This window comes from Streptomyces sp. NPDC054813, from assembly GCF_053611365.1.
The window spans coordinates 34,385-49,495 of record NZ_JBSHAF010000042.1 but is presented as its reverse complement, the minus strand read 5'-3'; the positions used below and the strand labels follow the sequence as shown (position 1 = coordinate 49,495).

The following is a 15,111-nucleotide window of genomic DNA, read 5'->3' as shown; positions in this document are numbered from 1 at the left end:
CAGGGTGACGTGTACTCGCGCCCGCCGCCTACGGCCCGCTGTGGAAGAAGCCGGACCTCAGGTCCCCGATGGTGGTGTCGAGTGGATGCCCACTGACGATGAACGGTCCGCTCCAGGGCGCGCTGAGTGCGAAGAGCAACGCCAGGCTCAGCCCGACCACACTCGCAATACCTACGATGAGCAGTGACGTTCGCAGGCTGCTGCGGAAGACCAGCGCGCCGGAGTTCACGATCAGGGCCAGTCCACTGACCATGAGCGTGACGACGTACAGCGCGGGAACGTCGCGCGAGGCGGCCGCAACGCGGGCGCGACGACTACTGGTGACACCGTCCAGGGAACCCACCAGCTCCGTGCCTGTCGTGGTTCCCACCTCGGGCCGGGCCGCCTCGGTGCGCACACTCCGCTCCAGCCGCGCGATCGCGCGAGCGGTGGCCGGGTCGTCACCGGACGCGGCTGCTGCACCCCCCCACTCCCTGGCACGCGTGGTCTGCAAGTAGTCCAGCAGCGCCGCGTGGATCGGATCCGACTGCACTCGCGGACTGGTCGCCGCCCATGCCAGGCGGGAGGCCGCGGCCGCCTCGTCGCTCACCAGCCCCTCGGCTGCGCGCAGGTAGCCGGCCTCGCTGGAAAGCGAGAGTGCCGCAAAGATCGCGAAGGCAGCGCCGAGTGTCGGCATGAGTGGCGTGGCGATCTGCGGCACCCGATCCCGTTCCTCGACCGGTACGAGCGCCCGGACGCCGACCCGCCCCACGGCCGCGACCAGTAAGGCAAGCAGGAGCCCGGCCACAACCAGCACCATTGCCGGCAGCGAGGTCAACCAGTTCACCACATCACCTACAGCGCGTTCCCGCGAGCGCCCCACGGCGGCGGCACATCGGCCCCCGCGACCTGGAACTCCTCGTCGATCACTCTTAATGAACGCTCCATGATCACAGGTCGAACACCTCTGACGCCCGCGACGCCCGGCACGGCATGTCTTTTCGTTGGCCGAACAGCCGAATACGGCCCCGTACAAGGCTGTACTGACAACGACCGCCGCGCCCGTCTCGCCTTCCGTCTCATGAGCCTCGTTCAACGCCGTTCAGCCGGGACCGGAAGCCGATCCCGATCTGATGGCGAGCCGCCCATGAAGGCGGGTGAAGGCCCCGTACACCCACCCACACCCCACTTGGGAACGTGATCAGCTCCAGGGCATCCCGGGGGTCGGACGCCACGGACCGCTCCCCGGCACCACGGTCAGGACCGGCGGTGCAACGCTCGGCTGGGCAGGGGGCTGGTTCGCCGTGCCCGGGGCCTGCGCGACTCCGGTGGCCTGGTTCGCCGTGCCCGGGGCCTGCGCGACTCCGGTGGCCTGGTTCGCCGTGCCCGGGGCCTGCGCGACTCCGGTGGCCCACAGCTGGTCGACACGCGAGCGCTCGGCGGCGTCCGGGTATCGGCTGGTGCAGGACGGGCCGGGGGCGCCGCCCGACATCAGCTCACTGCACGGCCCGCTGTAGTCGTCCGGCAGGCCCAGCACGTGCCCGGTCTCGTGGGTGACGACGCGGATCGAGTCGTTCTGCCGGGCCTGCGTGTAGTCGATGAAGATGTAGCCGCTTCCGTGGCCGTTGGTGGAGGCGTGCGAGCCGCGCTGGTCGTTGCCCTCGTAGTAGGAGAAGTCGGCGCCGCTCGACGCCTCCTGGAGCTTGACGTTGGTCTCGGAGCTGTTCCAGATCGAGGCCGCGCTCGCTATCTGCGAACGGAAGCTCGGCGCGTGGGAGGCGTCGTAGGTGACGGTCACCGCCTGCGTGCCGGACTGGGCGGCGCCCTTCGCGGCGACCGACTTGAGCACGGCCTCGAAGAACGCCTTGTTGCCGGCGGCCTCCTCCGCCGACCCGTCGTACCGCGCCGTGGAGGTGCCGGCGGAGGCGGCCGGGGCGGCGGACGGTTCGGCACTCGCCGGCACCGCCGCGCCCAGCGCGCTGGAGGCCAGACCAAGGCCGAGAGCGAGGGTGAGGAGTCTCGCGGGCGTTCGGGACGACTTCATGTGGGGGGGCTCCTACTCACTCGGTGACGCCGAGCGCCCGGTGCGTTGTCGGTTCTGCGAAAACACCGGTTCCGAGCTGCGGCGACGTCCTGTGGGTCGACATTCTTAGAACGGCCCCACAGAGAGCGCAAAGGGTTGCAAAGGGGTCCCACCACTAAGTCGCTTCGTAGGTCCCGGGACCGCACCGGGGCGGTGCGCGGGGCTCCGGTCCGCAGGCGGCGACGGTCGGGAAAGGTGGCGCGGCGTCAGAAACCTTGCCTCACAGGCAGTCGGGCATGCGGGCAGGCGGGCGAAATTCCGCGGCGCACGCCGGGATCGGCATTCGTCTCAAGACGGACAAACGGTCAAATGTCCACCACGCCGTGTCTACTAAGCGCGACGGCGAAATGCCGACGATCTGTGAGGGACGTCATAGGGCACCGGCGGAATCAGCTGTCCCGGACGCTCCGCCCGGGCGTCCGCGCCCCGCACACGAAGGCGCCCGCCCCGGTCATCGGGACGGGCGCCTTCGTGCCGTTAGGGAGGCCGCGGCTCGGGTCAGCCGACCAGCCCCAGCTCCCTCGCGATCAGCATCCGCTGGACCTCGCTCGTGCCCTCGCCGATCTCCAGGATCTTGGAGTCGCGCCACATGCGGGCCACCGGGTACTCGTTCATGAAGCCGTAGCCGCCGTGCACCTGGGTGGCGTCGCGGGCGTTGTCCACGGCGACGGTGGAGGAGTAGAGCTTGGCGAGGGCCGCCTCCTTCTTGAAGGGGTCCCCGGAGACCAGGCGGGAGGCCGCGTCGCGCCAGGCCAGGCGGGCCGTGTGGGCCTTCATCTCCATGTCGGCGATCTTGAACTGGATGGCCTGGTTGGCGCCGATCGGCCGGCCGAAGGCGTGCCGTTCCTTCGCGTACCGCACCGACTCGTCCACGCAGCCCTGGGCGAGGCCGGTCGCGAGGGCCGCGATGGCGATGCGGCCCTCGTCCAGGATGCGCAGGAACTGGGCGTAACCGCGGCCTTCCTCGCCGAGCAGGTTGGCGGCGGGGACCCGGACGTCGGCGAAGGACAGCTCACGGGTGTCGGAGGCGTTCCAGCCGACCTTGGAGTAGGGCGCGGCGACCGTGAAGCCGGGGGTGCCGGAGGGGACGATGATCGAGGAGATCAGCGGCTTGCCGTCGGGCTTGCGGCCGGTGACCGCGGTGACGGTGACCAGACCCGTGATGTCCGTGCCCGAGTTGGTGATGAAGCACTTGGTGCCGTTGATCACCCATTCGCCGGTGGCCTCGTCCAGCCGGGCCGTCGTACGGGTCGCGCCCGCGTCGCTGCCGCCGTCGGGTTCGGTGAGGCCGAAAGCGCCGAGGATCTCGCCCGCGCACAGGCGGGGCAGCCATTCCCGCTTCTGGTCCTCCGTGCCGAAGAGGTGGATGGGCATGGCGCCCAGGGAGACCCCGGCTTCGAGCGTGATCGCCACCGACGAGTCGACGCGGGCCAGTTCCTCCAGGGCGATACCGAGCGCGAGGTAGTCGCCGCCCATTCCGCCGTACTCCTCGGGGAACGGCAGTCCGAACAGGCCCATGCGGCCCATCTCGCGGACGATCTCGTACGGGAACTCGTGCCGTTCGTAGAAGTCGCCGATCTTCGGCGCCACGACGTCGTGGGCGAACTCCTCCACCGTGCGGCGGAGTTCGTCCAGTTCGGGGGAGAGGCGGTGGTCCATGGTCGTCACTCCTGGTGGGAGAGGGCGCGGACGGTACGGGACGGGCTGGGTCGGCCCAGTTGTTCGGCCATCCACACGCTGGTGGCGGTGAGCTTGCCGAGGTCGACTCCGGTCTCGATGCCGAGGCCCTGGAGCATCCAGACCAGGTCCTCGGTGGCGAGGTTGCCGGTGGCGGACTTGGCGTACGGGCAGCCGCCGAGCCCGCCGGCGGACGCGTCGACCGTCGTCACGCCGTGTTCCAGGGCCGCGTAGGTGTTCGCGAGCGCCTGGCCGTAGGTGTCGTGGAAGTGCACGCCGATGACGTTCGTCGGCACGCCTTCCTCGTTCAGCAAGGAGAGCAGTTCGAGGACGTGGCCGGGGGTGGCCACGCCGATCGTGTCGCCGAGGCTCAGCTCGTCGCAGCCCATGTCCCGCAGCGCCTGACAGACCCGGACCACCTGGTGGAGCGGCACCGCGCCCTCCCAGGGGTCGCCGAAGCACATCGAGACGTACCCGCGGACATGGGCGCCGGCGTCCTTCGCCTGCCGGACGACCGGGTCGAAGACGGCCAGCGACTCGTCCACCGTGCGGTTGAGGTTGGCCTTGGCGAAGGACTCGGTGGCGCTGGCGAAGACGGCGACCCGGCGGGCCCCGAGGGCCAGCGCCCGGTCCAGGCCGCGCTGGTTGGGCACCAGGACCGGGAGGTCGGCCCCGAGATCGGTGACGAGGGGGAACAGGTCCTCCGCGTCGGCCAGTTGGGGCACCCACTTGGGGTGCACGAAGCTGGTCGCCTCGATCGTCGTCAGGCCGGCGTCGGCCAGGCGGTGGATGAACTCGGCCTTGACCTCCGTGGGGACCGTCGACTTCTCGTTCTGCAGGCCGTCGCGTGCGCCGACCTCGTGGATGCGGACGCGGGCGGGCAGGTCGGTGGCCGGTACGACCATGGGGAGGGGGCTCTCCGGGGTGGTCATGCGGTCTCCTCCTCGTGCGGGGCGATCACGGCCAGCACCTGGTCCATGGCTACCGTGGCGCCCGGTTTCACGTCGAGCTCGGCGACCGTGCCGGCGTGCGGGGCGGAGATGACGTGCTCCATCTTCATCGCCTCCACCACCAACAGGCTCTGACCGGCGATCACTTGATCCCCGACGGCGACCTTCACGACGGTCACCGTGCCCGGCATGGGTGCGGTGAGGGAGTCGGCGCCGGCGTGTGCGCTCCGGTTCAGGGACGCGGCGACCGGGTCGTGGTCGCGGACCTGCCAGGCGTCGCCGTCCCGGCCGATCCAGTCGGCGGTGTGGAGGAAGGTGTGGCGGACGCCGTCCAGGGTGACCGACACGCGGTCGGGGGCGACGGAGTGCGTGCCGTGCGGGACGTACTCCACCGGGTCCTGCACCCGCAGGTGGAAGCCGACCGGCATGGCGGTGCCGCCGAGCCGCCAGCCGCTCGGCACCGAGAACGGATCGGTCCAGCCCGCACCGACGGCGGGCTTCAGCGCCTCCAGCCGTACGGCCGCCGCCGCCTCGTACACCTCGTCCGGAACGTCCGTGGAGACCAGCTCGTCCACCACCCGCTCGACCAGGCCCGTGTCCAACTCGCCCGCCACCACCGCCGGATGGGCAAGCAGCCGGCGCAGGAACCCGGCGTTGGTCTGCACGCCCAGCGTGACCGTCTCCGCGAGGGCACCGCGCAGCTTCCGGAGCGCGGTCTCCCGGTCCGGGCCGTACGCGATCACCTTGGACAGCATCGGGTCGTAGAGGCTGCCGACCTCGGTGCCCTCGCTGAGCCCGGAGTCGGTGCGCACACCGTCCCCCGACGGCTCGTGCAGCAGCAGCACCGTGCCGCCGGTGGGCAGGAACCCGCGCGCCGGGTCCTCGGCGCAGATCCGGGCCTCCACCGCGTGCCCGGTCAGCCGGACGTCCTCCTGCGCGAACCCGAGCCGCTCCCCGGCCGCAACCCGCAGCTGCCACTCCACCAGATCAAGGCCGGTGATCAGCTCGGTCACCGGGTGCTCCACCTGGAGGCGGGTGTTCATCTCCATGAAGTAGTACGACGAAGGGTCGCCGCCCGGCACGATGAACTCCACCGTGCCCGCGCCCCGGTACCCGCACGAGCGCGCCGCCTGCACCGCGGCCTCGCCCATCGCGGCCCGCGTCTCCTCGTCCAGCAGGACCGACGGCGCCTCCTCGATGACCTTCTGGTGCCGGCGCTGGAGCGAGCACTCGCGCTCGCCCAGGTGCACCACGTTCCCGTGGCCGTCGGCCAGTACCTGGATCTCGATGTGCCGGGGGCGGTCGACCCACCGCTCGACCAGAAGCGTGTCGTCGCCGAAGGAGGCGCGGGCCTCGCGGCGGGCGGCGGCGATCTCCTCGTCAAGCAGCGTCAGATCCCGCACCAGCCGCATGCCCTTGCCGCCCCCGCCCGCCGAGGGCTTGAGCAGCACGGGTGCCCCCAGCGCGCGGGCGGCCTCCGCGAGTTCGGGATCACGGCCGCCGGGCACCACCGGCACCCCGGCAGCGCTCACCGTCTCCTTCGCGCGGATCTTGTCGCCCATCAGCGCGATCGCGTCGGCCGGCGGGCCGATGAACACCAGCCCCGCCTCCTCGCAGGCACGCGCGAAGGCAGCGTTCTCGGCGAGGAAGCCGTACCCGGGGTGGACCGCCTGGGCACCGCTCACGGCGGCCGCCTTCAGCAGCCGCTCCACGGACAGATAGCTCTCGCCCGCCGGTGCCGGACCGAGCCGTACCGCCGTGTCGGCCTCCCGGACGTGCCGCGCGTCCGCGTCGGCGTCGGAGTACACCGCCACCGAGCGCACGCCCAGCGAGCGCAGCGTACGGATGACCCGGACGGCGATCTCGCCCCGGTTGGCCACGAGTACGGTGTCGAACACGAGTCCCCTCCTCACATCCGGAAGACGCCGAACTGGGGGTCACCCAGCGGCGCGTTGCCACAGGCCGTCAGGGCCAGACCGAGCACCTGCCGGGTTTCGAGGGGGTCGATGACCCCGTCGTCCCAGAGCCGGGCGGTCGCGTAGTAGGCGTTCCCCTGGCGCTCGTACTGCGCGCGGACGGGCGCCCTGAAGGCCTCCTCGTCCTCGGCCGGCCAGTCCTCGCCGCGTGCCTCCAGCTGGTCCCGCTTCACCGTCGCGAGGACCGACGCGGCCTGTTCGCCGCCCATCACCGAGATCTTGGCGTTCGGCCACATCCACAGGAAGCGGGGGGAGTAGGCCCGGCCGCACATGGAGTAGTTCCCGGCGCCGTAGGAGCCGCCGACGACGACGGTCAGCTTCGGGACGCGGGTGCAGGCCACCGCCGTGACCATCTTGGCGCCGTGCTTGGCGATGCCGCCGGCCTCGTAGTCCTTGCCCACCATGAAGCCGGAGATGTTCTGCAGGAACACCAGCGGGATCCCGCGCTGGTCGCACAGCTCGATGAAGTGGGCGCCCTTCTGGGCGGACTCGGAGAAGAGGATGCCGTTGTTGCCGATGATCCCGACCGGGTGGCCGTGGATCCGGGCGAAGCCGGTGACCAGGGTCTGCCCGAACTCGCTCTTGAACTCGGCGAACCGGGACCCGTCCACGATCCGGGCGATGATCTCGCGGACGTCGTAGGGCGTGCGGGAGTCGACCGGGACGGCGCCGTAGAGGCCGTAGGGGTCGACCTTCGGCTCGACGACCGGGGTGACCGTCCAGGGCAGGTCGCGGCGGGCGGGGAGGGTGGCGACGATGTTCCGGACGATCCGCAGCGCGTGGGTGTCGTCCTCGGCGAGGTGGTCGGTGACGCCGGAGACGCGGGAGTGCACCTCGCCGCCGCCCAGCTCCTCCGCCGTGACGACCTCACCGGTGGCGGCCTTCACCAGCGGTGGGCCGCCGAGGAAGATCGTGCCCTGGTTGCGGACGATCACCGCTTCGTCGCTCATCGCCGGTACGTACGCGCCGCCGGCGGTGCACGAGCCGAGGACGGCGGCGATCTGCGGGATCCCCGCCCCCGACATCCGGGCCTGGTTGTAGAAGATCCGCCCGAAGTGGTCGCGGTCCGGGAAGACCTCGTCCTGCATGGGCAGGAAGGCGCCGCCGGAGTCCACCAGGTAGAGACAGGGGAGCCGGTTGTCGAGGGCCACCTCCTGCGCCCGCAGGTGCTTCTTCACGGTCATCGGGTAGTACGTGCCGCCCTTGACCGTGGCGTCATTGGCGACGATCACGCACTCGCGCCCGCTGACCCGCCCGATGCCGGCGATCACGCCGGCCGCCGGGGCCGCCCCCTCGTACATCCCCTCGGCGGCCAGCGGGGCCAGCTCCAGGAACGGCGAGCCGGGGTCCAGCAGCGTGTCCACCCGGTCCCTGGGCAGCAGTTTGCCGCGCGCGGTGTGCCGGGCCCGCGCCTTCTCGCCGCCGCCCAGCGCGGCCGCGGCGAGTTTGGCGTGCAGCTCCTCGACGAGGGCGCGGTGCGCCGCCTCGTTGGCCCGCCAGGCCTCCGACGCGGGGTCTGCCGCGCTCGTCAGCTCCGGTGCCTGGTCCATACCCGCGATCCCCTCACTTTGTTAATGAGCGTTAACGCATTTCCTTAAGGTTAACGACCGCTAACCTCCCTGTCTAGAATTGCCCTCATGGCCACGAGAACCGATGCCCCGACCCGTCGCGAGCAGATCCTCAAGGAGGCCGCCCGGCTCTTCGCCGAGCGCGGCTTCCACGGTGTCGGCGTGGACGAGATAGGCGCCGCGGTCGGCATCAGCGGGCCCGGTCTCTACCGGCACTTCCCGGGCAAGGACGCGATGCTCGCGGAGCTGCTGGTGGGGATCAGCGGACAGCTGCTGACGGGCGCGAAGCGGCGGCTGGCGGAGGCCGACGGTCAGACCGCGCCGTCGGCGGTCCTGGACTCCCTCATCGAGGGTCATATCGACTTCGCCCTCGACGACCGCCCGCTGATCACCCTGCACGACAGGGAGCTGGACCGCCTGCGCGACACCGACCGCAAGCTGGTACGCCAGCTGCAGCGCCAGTACGTCGAACTGTGGGTGGAGGTCCTCCGCGAGGTCTACCCCGCCCTCCCGGAACCCGCGGCCCGCTCGGCGGTCCACTCGGTCTTCGGCCTCCTGAACTCGACCCCGCACCTGGGCCGGCCGGGTTCCCTGCCGGGGCGCGGGACGACGGCGGTACTCCTGCACCGGATGGCGCGGGGAGCGTTCGAGGCCGCGGCGGCGTGATGAGCGTTACGCCCCTCCCCCCTCTCGCACCCTGGACCCATCCGCCTACCCACCGGTACGGTGAAGTCTGAGCAAGCGCTTAGACATATGAACCGTGCCTGGAGGTGGCGGCCGTGCGCCGTACGTTGTTCAACGAGGATCACGAGGCGTTCCGGGAGACCCTCCGCGCCTTCATCGAGGCCGAGGTCGTACCCGTGTACGACGAGTGGTTCGCGGCCGGCCAGGCGCCCCGCGACTTCTACTACAAGCTTGCCGAGCTGGGTGTCTTCGGTATCCGCGTCGACGAGGAGTACGGCGGCGCCGGCATCGACTCCTACAAGTTCGAGGCCGTCCTGTACGAGGAGACCGCCCGCGCCGGTGTCTCCTTCGGCGGTTCCGGTGTGCACGTGCTGCTCGGCCTGCCGTACATAAAGCTGCTCGCCAATGACGAGCAGAAGAAGAAGTACCTGCCGAAGTTCGTCTCCGGCGAGGAGATGTGGGCCATCGCGATGACCGAGCCGGGCACCGGCTCCGACCTCGCGGGCATGAAGACCACCGCCAAGCTCTCCGAGGACGGCACCCACTACGTCCTCAACGGCGCCAAGACCTTCATCACCGGCGGTGTGCACGCCGACCGCATGATCGTCTGCGCCCGCACCTCCGCGCCCACCAAGGAGGACCGCCGCCACGGCATCTCCCTGTTCGTGGTGGACACCAAGGCCGAGGGCTACTCGGTCGGCCGCAAGCTCGACAAGCTGGGCCTGAAGACCTCCGACACAGCCGAGCTGGCGTTCGTCGACGTCAAGGTCCCCGTCGAGGACCTCCTCGGCGAGGAGAACAAGGGCTTCTACTACCTCGGCCACAACCTCGCCTCCGAGCGCTGGGGCATCGCCTTCGGCGCCTACGCGCAGGCCAAGGCCGCCGTCCGGTTCGCCAAGCAGTACGTGCAGGAGCGGGTGGTCTTCGGCCAGCCCGTCGCCGCCTTCCAGAACACCAAGTTCGAGCTGGCCGCCTGCCAGGCCGAGGTGGACGCGGCCGAGGCCGTCGTCGACCGCGCCACGGAGGCCCTCGACGCCGGTGAGCTGACCCCGGCCGAGGCCGCCAGCGCCAAGCTGTTCACCACCGAGGTCGCCCACCGCGTGATCGACCGCTGCCTCCAGCTGCACGGCGGCTACGGCTTCATGAACGAGTACCCGATCGCCCGCCTGTACGCGGACAACCGTGTCAACCGCATCTACGGTGGCACCAGCGAGATCATGAAGACGATCATCGCGAAGGACATGGGCCTGTAAGGTCCCCGCAATTACCGGCCAGTAGAAAAGGTGCCATGAACGAGGCACTGAACGATCTCCTCGATCTGCTCGACCTGGAGCAGATCGAGGAGAACATCTTCCGAGGCCAGTCCCGGTCCGCCGTGGTCCCGCGCGTGTTCGGCGGACAGGTCGCGGCCCAGGCGCTGGTCGCCGCCGGGCGCACGGTCCCGGCGGACCGGCACGCCCACTCGCTGCACGCGTACTTCCTGCGCGCCGGCGACCCGGGCGCGCCCATCGTCTACAACGTCGAGCGGATCCGCGACGGCCGCTCCTTCACCACCCGGCGCGCGGTCGCCGTCCAGCACGGCAGGCCGATCTTCACCCTCTCGGCGTCCTTCCAGGTGTACGAGGACGGCCTCGACCACCAGACCCCGATGCCGCCCGCGCCGGACCCGGAGACCCTGCCCACCTCGGCGCAGCGGCTGCGCGGCTACGACCATCTTGACCCCGCTGTCGTGGAGAAGTTTCTTGAGGCCCGCGAGGCCATCGACCTGCGCTACGTCGAGGAGCCGCCGTACGGGAAGTTCGGCGAGCCGCGCGAGCCGCACAGTCAGGTGTGGTTCCGGACCAACGGCAAGCTCGACGACGATCCTCTGCTGCACGTGGTGCTCGCGACGTACGTCTCCGACATGACCCTGCTCGACTCCGTCCTGCTCGCGCACGGCCGCGGCGGCTGGGCCGTCGGGGACGTGGTGGGGGCCTCGCTGGACCACGCCATGTGGTTTCACCGGCCGTTCCGCGCCGACGAGTGGCTGCTGTACGACCAGGAGTCCCCGTCGGCGTACGGCGGCCGCGGGCTCGGGCAGGCCCGGATCTACACCCAGGACGGTTCACTGGCTATTTCCGTGATCCAGGAGGGTGTCGTCCGCGTCCCCAGGTAGAACTGGGGGCATGTCCGAAGCCGAACAGAGTGGCGGAGCCGAACCGAGCGGCGGAGCCGAACAGGGTGGTGGCGAGAGCACCGTCACGGTGATCGTCGCCGCCGTCGCCAACCTCGGGATCGCCCTCGCCAAGGCGATCGCCGGGGTGATCAGCGGGTCCAGCGCGATGCTCTCCGAGGCGGCGCACTCGGTCGCCGACACGGTCACCGAGCTGCTGCTGCTCACCGCGCTCAAACGCAGCGAGAAACCCGCCGACGAGGAGCACCCGTTCGGCTACGGCCCCGAGCGGTACATCTGGGCCATGCTGGCCGCCGTCGCCACCTTCGTCGGCGGCGCGGTCTTCTCCCTCTACGACGGCATCCACACCCTTACCGCGGGCGAGGAGCTGGGCAACCCGCTGGTGTCGTACATCGTCCTCGCGGTCGCCTTCGTCCTGGAGGGGTTCTCCCTGCGTACGGGGCTCAGGCAGGCGTACGGGGAGGCGGCCCGGGTCCGGGTGTCGTTCAAGCGGTATCTCCGGCGCACCCCCGACACAGCCGTGAAGGCCGTGGTGATGGAGGACTCGGCGGCGCTCGTCGGCCTGGTGCTCGCGGCCGGCGGCCTGCTCGGCGGGCAGCTCACCGGCTCCGGCGTCTGGGACGGCCTCGCCTCCCTCCTCATCGGCGTGCTCCTGCTGTACGTCGCCTGGGTGCTGGGCCGCTCGAACGCCGAGTTCCTCATCGGCCGGCCGCTGCCGAAGGCCGTGCGGGAGCGGATCCGGGCGGAGCTGCTGGAGTCCGAGCACATCGTGGCCGTACTGGAGCTGACCACCCTGGTGCAGGGCCCGAACGAGGCGCTGGTCGCGGCCAAGGTGGACTTCCGGGACGTGTCGACGGCGGCCCAGATCGAGTGGGCCTGCGAACGGGCCGAACAGCGGCTGCGGGCCGCGGTCCCCATGATCGGCCGGGTCTACCTGGATCCCACTCCGGGGCCCGCGACCTCGGTCGATCACGGGCAGTGAGCACCCGAAGTGCCGGGCGACTTGTCGCGGATTAAGCTCTATGAGTGAAATGCCGCACAGTGCATGTGCCGCATAGCGGACGTGCCGCGTAGCGGACGTAAGTCCGGCAGAAAGGTATTTCCCATGCGAGTACAGCGCGTGAGGCGCATCGCGGCGATGTCCGCCGCCGGCCTGCTGCTGGCCGGTGGGGCCGCGATCGGCGCCGCGGGCACCGCCTCGGCGGCCCCCGCCTCCACTCACCAGAACGTGGTCACCGGCGGCTTCGGCTGCAACTCCCGGTTCGGCGGTGGCGGGTTCTACAACAACTGCCGCGGCGGCTACGGCGGCTACGGCGGCTATGGCGGCTACGGCTACGCCCCCGTCGCGGTCGTCCCCGTCGTGGTCGTCCCCACCGTCGGGTACGGCGTCAGTGGCTTCGGTGGCTTCGGCTACGGCGGGTTCGGCTACGGCGGGCTCGGGTTCTGAGCCGACCGGACGCGAACAGACATCAGCCAATTCAGGGATCTAGGCCAGGCCACGAGGTGCGGTTCCCGTCCGAGGGGGGCCGCACCTCGCCCGGTCCGGCGCGGCTACGCGAGCCCCGCCGCCGACAGCAGGTACGCGGTCATCGGGTCGTAGTACCGCGGGCTGAGCACATGGTCGTCGAGCGGTACGGCCACCTGGAGGGTGCCCTCCGCCTCGGCGAGGAACAGCGCCGGGTCGTTGCAGTCGGCGTAACCGACGGAGTCCAGGCCCACCTGCGCCGCGTACCCCGCCCAGCCGTGGTCGGCGACGACCAGGTCGGGCGCCGGCCGCCCCTCGCGCTCGAGCCCGCCCAGGATCGCCTTCATCGGCTCACCGGAATGCGTGTGCCACAGCGTCGCCCCGTGCTCCAGGACGGCCACGTCGGCGAACTGCATGACGTATCCCTCGTCCGTCTGGAGCCCGTCCGGGATGACCACGACCTCGCAGCCGGCGGCGCGCAGCGCGGCAGCGGTGGCCCGGTGCACGTCCAGCAGGCCGCCCGGGTGCCCGGTCGCGAACAGCACCCGCTGCCGCCCCTCGGCCGCCTTACGCAGCCGCGCCGCCAGCCGGTCCAGGCCGTCCACGGTCAGTTCGGGGTCGATGGTGTCCTGGCCGTACCGGTACTCGGGGTCGTCGTTCACCCCGACCCGCTCGGCCATCACGGCCAGCACGTCCTGCTCGTCGGTCCAGCGGTCGCCGAGTTCCAGTCCGAGCCACCAGTTGCGCTCGCCGTTGGCCAGCTTGCGGTAGTGGAGCAGGTTGTTCTCGCGGGGCGTGGCGACATCGCCCGCGATACGGGTCTTCACAAGGTGCTCGACGAGCTCGGCGCGGCTGGGTGTCCCGGGTATCGGCATAACTCCATTGTGAGGCAGGGCGCTACGCGATTTCCCTGCGTATCGCCCGCTGGGACGTGCGTCACTGTGGTGGATCACGGCCCTGGATCAGTCCTGCCGCAGCGCGAACCACAGCTCCATCCGTACGTCCGGGTCGTCGAGTTCGGCACCGAGCAGCGCCGCGCAGCGGGCGATGCGCTGGCGCACGGTGTTGCGGTGCACGGAGAGTGCCACCGCCGTGCGGTCCCAACTGCCGTGCAGGGAGAGCCAGGTGCGGAGGGTGTCGGTGAGGGCGGGGTGCTCCGCGAGGGGGCCGAGGAGGGCGTGGGCGTGGGCCTGGGCCTCTTCCCTCGGGATCAGTTCGTCGAGGGCGGGGCGGGTGCTGTGGCGGACCAGGGGGGTGCGGGTCGCCCGGGCGCGGGCCAGGGCGCGGGACGCTTGCGCGGCGGCGGCCGAGAGTTGGTGTGCGGGTACGGGCGCGCTGACGCCAAGGGTCCATCCGGGTTGTGGTGCGGGTTGCCGGTCGGCGGGGACCAGGACCTGGACGATGTCCCCTACGGGGTCGATGAGAGTCGAGCCGAGTGAGGCGCCCAGTGCGGTGGCGGCCAGGAGGTCGGGCGGGTGCGGGTGGGGTGTGGCGGGTCGCGCCCCGCGGCGGAGCCGCATATCGATGGGGCCCCGCGCCCCTGAGAGGTTGGGACGGTCCCGCTGGTCGTCTGGGCAGGCATGTACAACGAGCCAGGCGTCCCCTCTTCCGATCAGTGGCGCCACCTCCTCCGCGGTATCTCCCAGCAGCAGTCGCACGAGCGCCGCGTTGCGGGCCGCGCCCGAGCCGCTGTGCTGTTCGCCGGTGAGGAGGGTGAGGAGGACCGCGGCCACCGAGGCGATGGTGTGGTCGCCCGGTTCGCGGGCCGGGGTGGCCACCCCGAGGACGAAGCCGGTGCTGAGGGTGTAGGCCGCGAGGTGGGTGCCCGCCGTGGCATGGGTCGCCGAGGTGGGGGTGCCGGGGCCCGACGGTCGTACCACCTCCGTCAGCTCGGCCAGCGAGCCGCGTACCGGTGCCTCCGGCTCCCGCCCCGCCGAGGCGGTCTCCGCTCCCTCCGGGCCGTACAGGGCCGTCCAGCCGCCCACCCGCTGGGCCAGCTGGCGCAGCACCGAGGGGACCGGGTCGGGGCGGGCGGCGGCCGCCGCGAGGCTCTGCTGGGCCTCGGTGACCCGGCGCAGCTCGGCGAGGCGGGCCTGGGCCATCAGCTGCCAGACCGCGCGGGCGACGGCGGAGAAGGTGGTCCCCGGCGGGACCTCGACCAGCGGGAGGTCGTACGCCTCGCAGGCCGCGACCAGGGCGCGCGGGACCGTGTCGTGGACGGGGGCCACCCCGAAGCCGAGGGCGGCGCCGCCGGCCGCCACGATCCGTGACACGTAGTCGTCGAAGTAGGTGCCCGCGCCGGCCGCGTCCGGGATGTGAACCCCGGCGGTCAGCAGCAGCTCCCCGCCCAGCAGGTAGGGGTACGGGTCGGCCATCTCCGAGGTGTGCACCCAGTGGACCACCAGGGACGGGTCGGACGGCCCGGCGATCTGGCGCAGGGCGAGGTCCTCGCGGGCCAGCAGGGCGGCGAGGGGCACCGGGGGCGTGGGGGGAACAGCGGGATCCGGCATGGTGTGCGTTCCCTCCATCCGGTAGGGCTCGAATGGATGAAACGTA

The 15,111-nt window shown here is 71.2% G+C and carries 13 protein-coding genes; 5 read left to right on the top strand and 8 right to left on the bottom strand.

What is annotated here, in order from left to right:
- Positions 1-28 precede the first annotated feature (28 nt).
- The 6 genes from ACWGJB_RS46965 to ACWGJB_RS46940 form a co-directional block, all read right to left on the bottom strand.
- Positions 29-826, bottom strand: a complete 798-nt coding sequence (locus ACWGJB_RS46965; protein WP_453386167.1) for a bestrophin-like domain — start codon at positions 824-826, stop codon at positions 29-31.
- Between the two features lie 354 nt (positions 827-1,180).
- Positions 1,181-2,023 (bottom strand): snapalysin, encoded by an 843-nt coding sequence (gene snpA, locus ACWGJB_RS46960; RefSeq protein WP_453386166.1) that lies wholly within the window; start codon positions 2,021-2,023, stop codon positions 1,181-1,183.
- A 537-nt stretch (positions 2,024-2,560) separates the two neighbouring features.
- The gene (locus tag ACWGJB_RS46955) at positions 2,561-3,721 is read right to left on the bottom strand and encodes an acyl-CoA dehydrogenase family protein (RefSeq protein ID WP_453386165.1); all 1,161 of its coding nucleotides are present in this window, start codon (positions 3,719-3,721) and stop codon (positions 2,561-2,563) included.
- Positions 3,722-3,726: 5 nt separating this feature from the next.
- Positions 3,727-4,671: a hydroxymethylglutaryl-CoA lyase gene (locus tag ACWGJB_RS46950; RefSeq protein WP_453386164.1), complete on the bottom strand. Its 945-nt coding sequence runs from the start codon at positions 4,669-4,671 to the stop codon at positions 3,727-3,729.
- Positions 4,668-6,587 carry an acetyl/propionyl/methylcrotonyl-CoA carboxylase subunit alpha gene (locus tag ACWGJB_RS46945; protein WP_453386163.1) on the bottom strand — a complete coding sequence of 640 codons (1,920 nt, stop codon included), beginning with the start codon at positions 6,585-6,587 and terminating at the stop codon, positions 4,668-4,670. Before ACWGJB_RS46945 ends, ACWGJB_RS46950 begins: the two co-directional genes overlap by 4 nt.
- Positions 6,588-6,598: 11 nt before the next feature.
- Entirely contained in the window at positions 6,599-8,215 is a 1,617-nt protein-coding gene (locus ACWGJB_RS46940; protein ID WP_453386162.1) for a carboxyl transferase domain-containing protein, read from the bottom strand.
- A gap of 87 nt (positions 8,216-8,302) precedes the next feature.
- Here ACWGJB_RS46940 and ACWGJB_RS46935 point away from each other — a divergent pair, with 87 nt between their 5' ends.
- The 5 genes from ACWGJB_RS46935 to ACWGJB_RS46915 all read left to right on the top strand — a co-directional run bounded on the left by ACWGJB_RS46935 (position 8,303) and on the right by ACWGJB_RS46915 (position 12,537).
- Entirely contained in the window at positions 8,303-8,899 is a 597-nt protein-coding gene (locus ACWGJB_RS46935; RefSeq protein ID WP_453386161.1) for an SACE_7040 family transcriptional regulator, read from the top strand.
- 113 nt (positions 8,900-9,012) lie between these two features.
- Positions 9,013-10,170, top strand: a complete 1,158-nt coding sequence (locus ACWGJB_RS46930; RefSeq protein WP_351690714.1) for an acyl-CoA dehydrogenase family protein — start codon at positions 9,013-9,015, stop codon at positions 10,168-10,170.
- Between the two features lie 35 nt (positions 10,171-10,205).
- Positions 10,206-11,072: an acyl-CoA thioesterase II gene (tesB, locus tag ACWGJB_RS46925; RefSeq protein WP_453386160.1), complete on the top strand. Its 867-nt coding sequence runs from the start codon at positions 10,206-10,208 to the stop codon at positions 11,070-11,072.
- Between the two features lie 10 nt (positions 11,073-11,082).
- Positions 11,083-12,072 carry a cation diffusion facilitator family transporter gene (locus ACWGJB_RS46920; protein ID WP_453386159.1) on the top strand — a complete coding sequence of 330 codons (990 nt, stop codon included), beginning with the start codon at positions 11,083-11,085 and terminating at the stop codon, positions 12,070-12,072.
- 123 nt (positions 12,073-12,195) lie between these two features.
- The gene (locus ACWGJB_RS46915) at positions 12,196-12,537 is read left to right on the top strand and encodes a hypothetical protein (protein WP_453386158.1); all 342 of its coding nucleotides are present in this window, start codon (positions 12,196-12,198) and stop codon (positions 12,535-12,537) included.
- A gap of 104 nt (positions 12,538-12,641) precedes the next feature.
- On the opposite strand, the gene ACWGJB_RS46910 is transcribed toward ACWGJB_RS46915, so the two are convergent.
- Together ACWGJB_RS46910 and ACWGJB_RS46905 are read right to left on the bottom strand one after the other, a co-directional pair.
- Positions 12,642-13,430: a phosphatase gene (locus ACWGJB_RS46910; protein ID WP_453386157.1), complete on the bottom strand. Its 789-nt coding sequence runs from the start codon at positions 13,428-13,430 to the stop codon at positions 12,642-12,644.
- 87 nt (positions 13,431-13,517) lie between these two features.
- Positions 13,518-15,065 carry a PucR family transcriptional regulator ligand-binding domain-containing protein gene (locus tag ACWGJB_RS46905; protein WP_453386156.1) on the bottom strand — a complete coding sequence of 516 codons (1,548 nt, stop codon included), beginning with the start codon at positions 15,063-15,065 and terminating at the stop codon, positions 13,518-13,520.
- Between the last annotated feature and the right edge of the window lie 46 nt (positions 15,066-15,111).

Excerpts from the sequence above, each read along its gene's own strand:
- ACWGJB_RS46920 (WP_453386159.1), top strand. The coding sequence starts at position 11,083 with ATGTCCGAAGCCGAACAGAGTGGCGGAGCCGAACCGAGCGGCGGAGCC.
- ACWGJB_RS46940 (WP_453386162.1), bottom strand. The coding sequence starts at position 8,215 with ATGGACCAGGCACCGGAGCTGACGAGCGCGGCAGACCCCGCGTCGGAG.
- ACWGJB_RS46915 (WP_453386158.1), top strand. The coding sequence starts at position 12,196 with ATGCGAGTACAGCGCGTGAGGCGCATCGCGGCGATGTCCGCCGCCGGC.
- ACWGJB_RS46950 (WP_453386164.1), bottom strand. The coding sequence starts at position 4,671 with ATGACCACCCCGGAGAGCCCCCTCCCCATGGTCGTACCGGCCACCGAC.
- ACWGJB_RS46910 (WP_453386157.1), bottom strand. The coding sequence starts at position 13,430 with ATGCCGATACCCGGGACACCCAGCCGCGCCGAGCTCGTCGAGCACCTT.
- snpA (WP_453386166.1), bottom strand. The coding sequence starts at position 2,023 with ATGAAGTCGTCCCGAACGCCCGCGAGACTCCTCACCCTCGCTCTCGGC.
- ACWGJB_RS46935 (WP_453386161.1), top strand. The coding sequence starts at position 8,303 with ATGGCCACGAGAACCGATGCCCCGACCCGTCGCGAGCAGATCCTCAAG.
- ACWGJB_RS46905 (WP_453386156.1), bottom strand. The coding sequence starts at position 15,065 with ATGCCGGATCCCGCTGTTCCCCCCACGCCCCCGGTGCCCCTCGCCGCC.
- tesB (WP_453386160.1), top strand. The coding sequence starts at position 10,206 with ATGAACGAGGCACTGAACGATCTCCTCGATCTGCTCGACCTGGAGCAG.
- ACWGJB_RS46955 (WP_453386165.1), bottom strand. The coding sequence starts at position 3,721 with ATGGACCACCGCCTCTCCCCCGAACTGGACGAACTCCGCCGCACGGTG.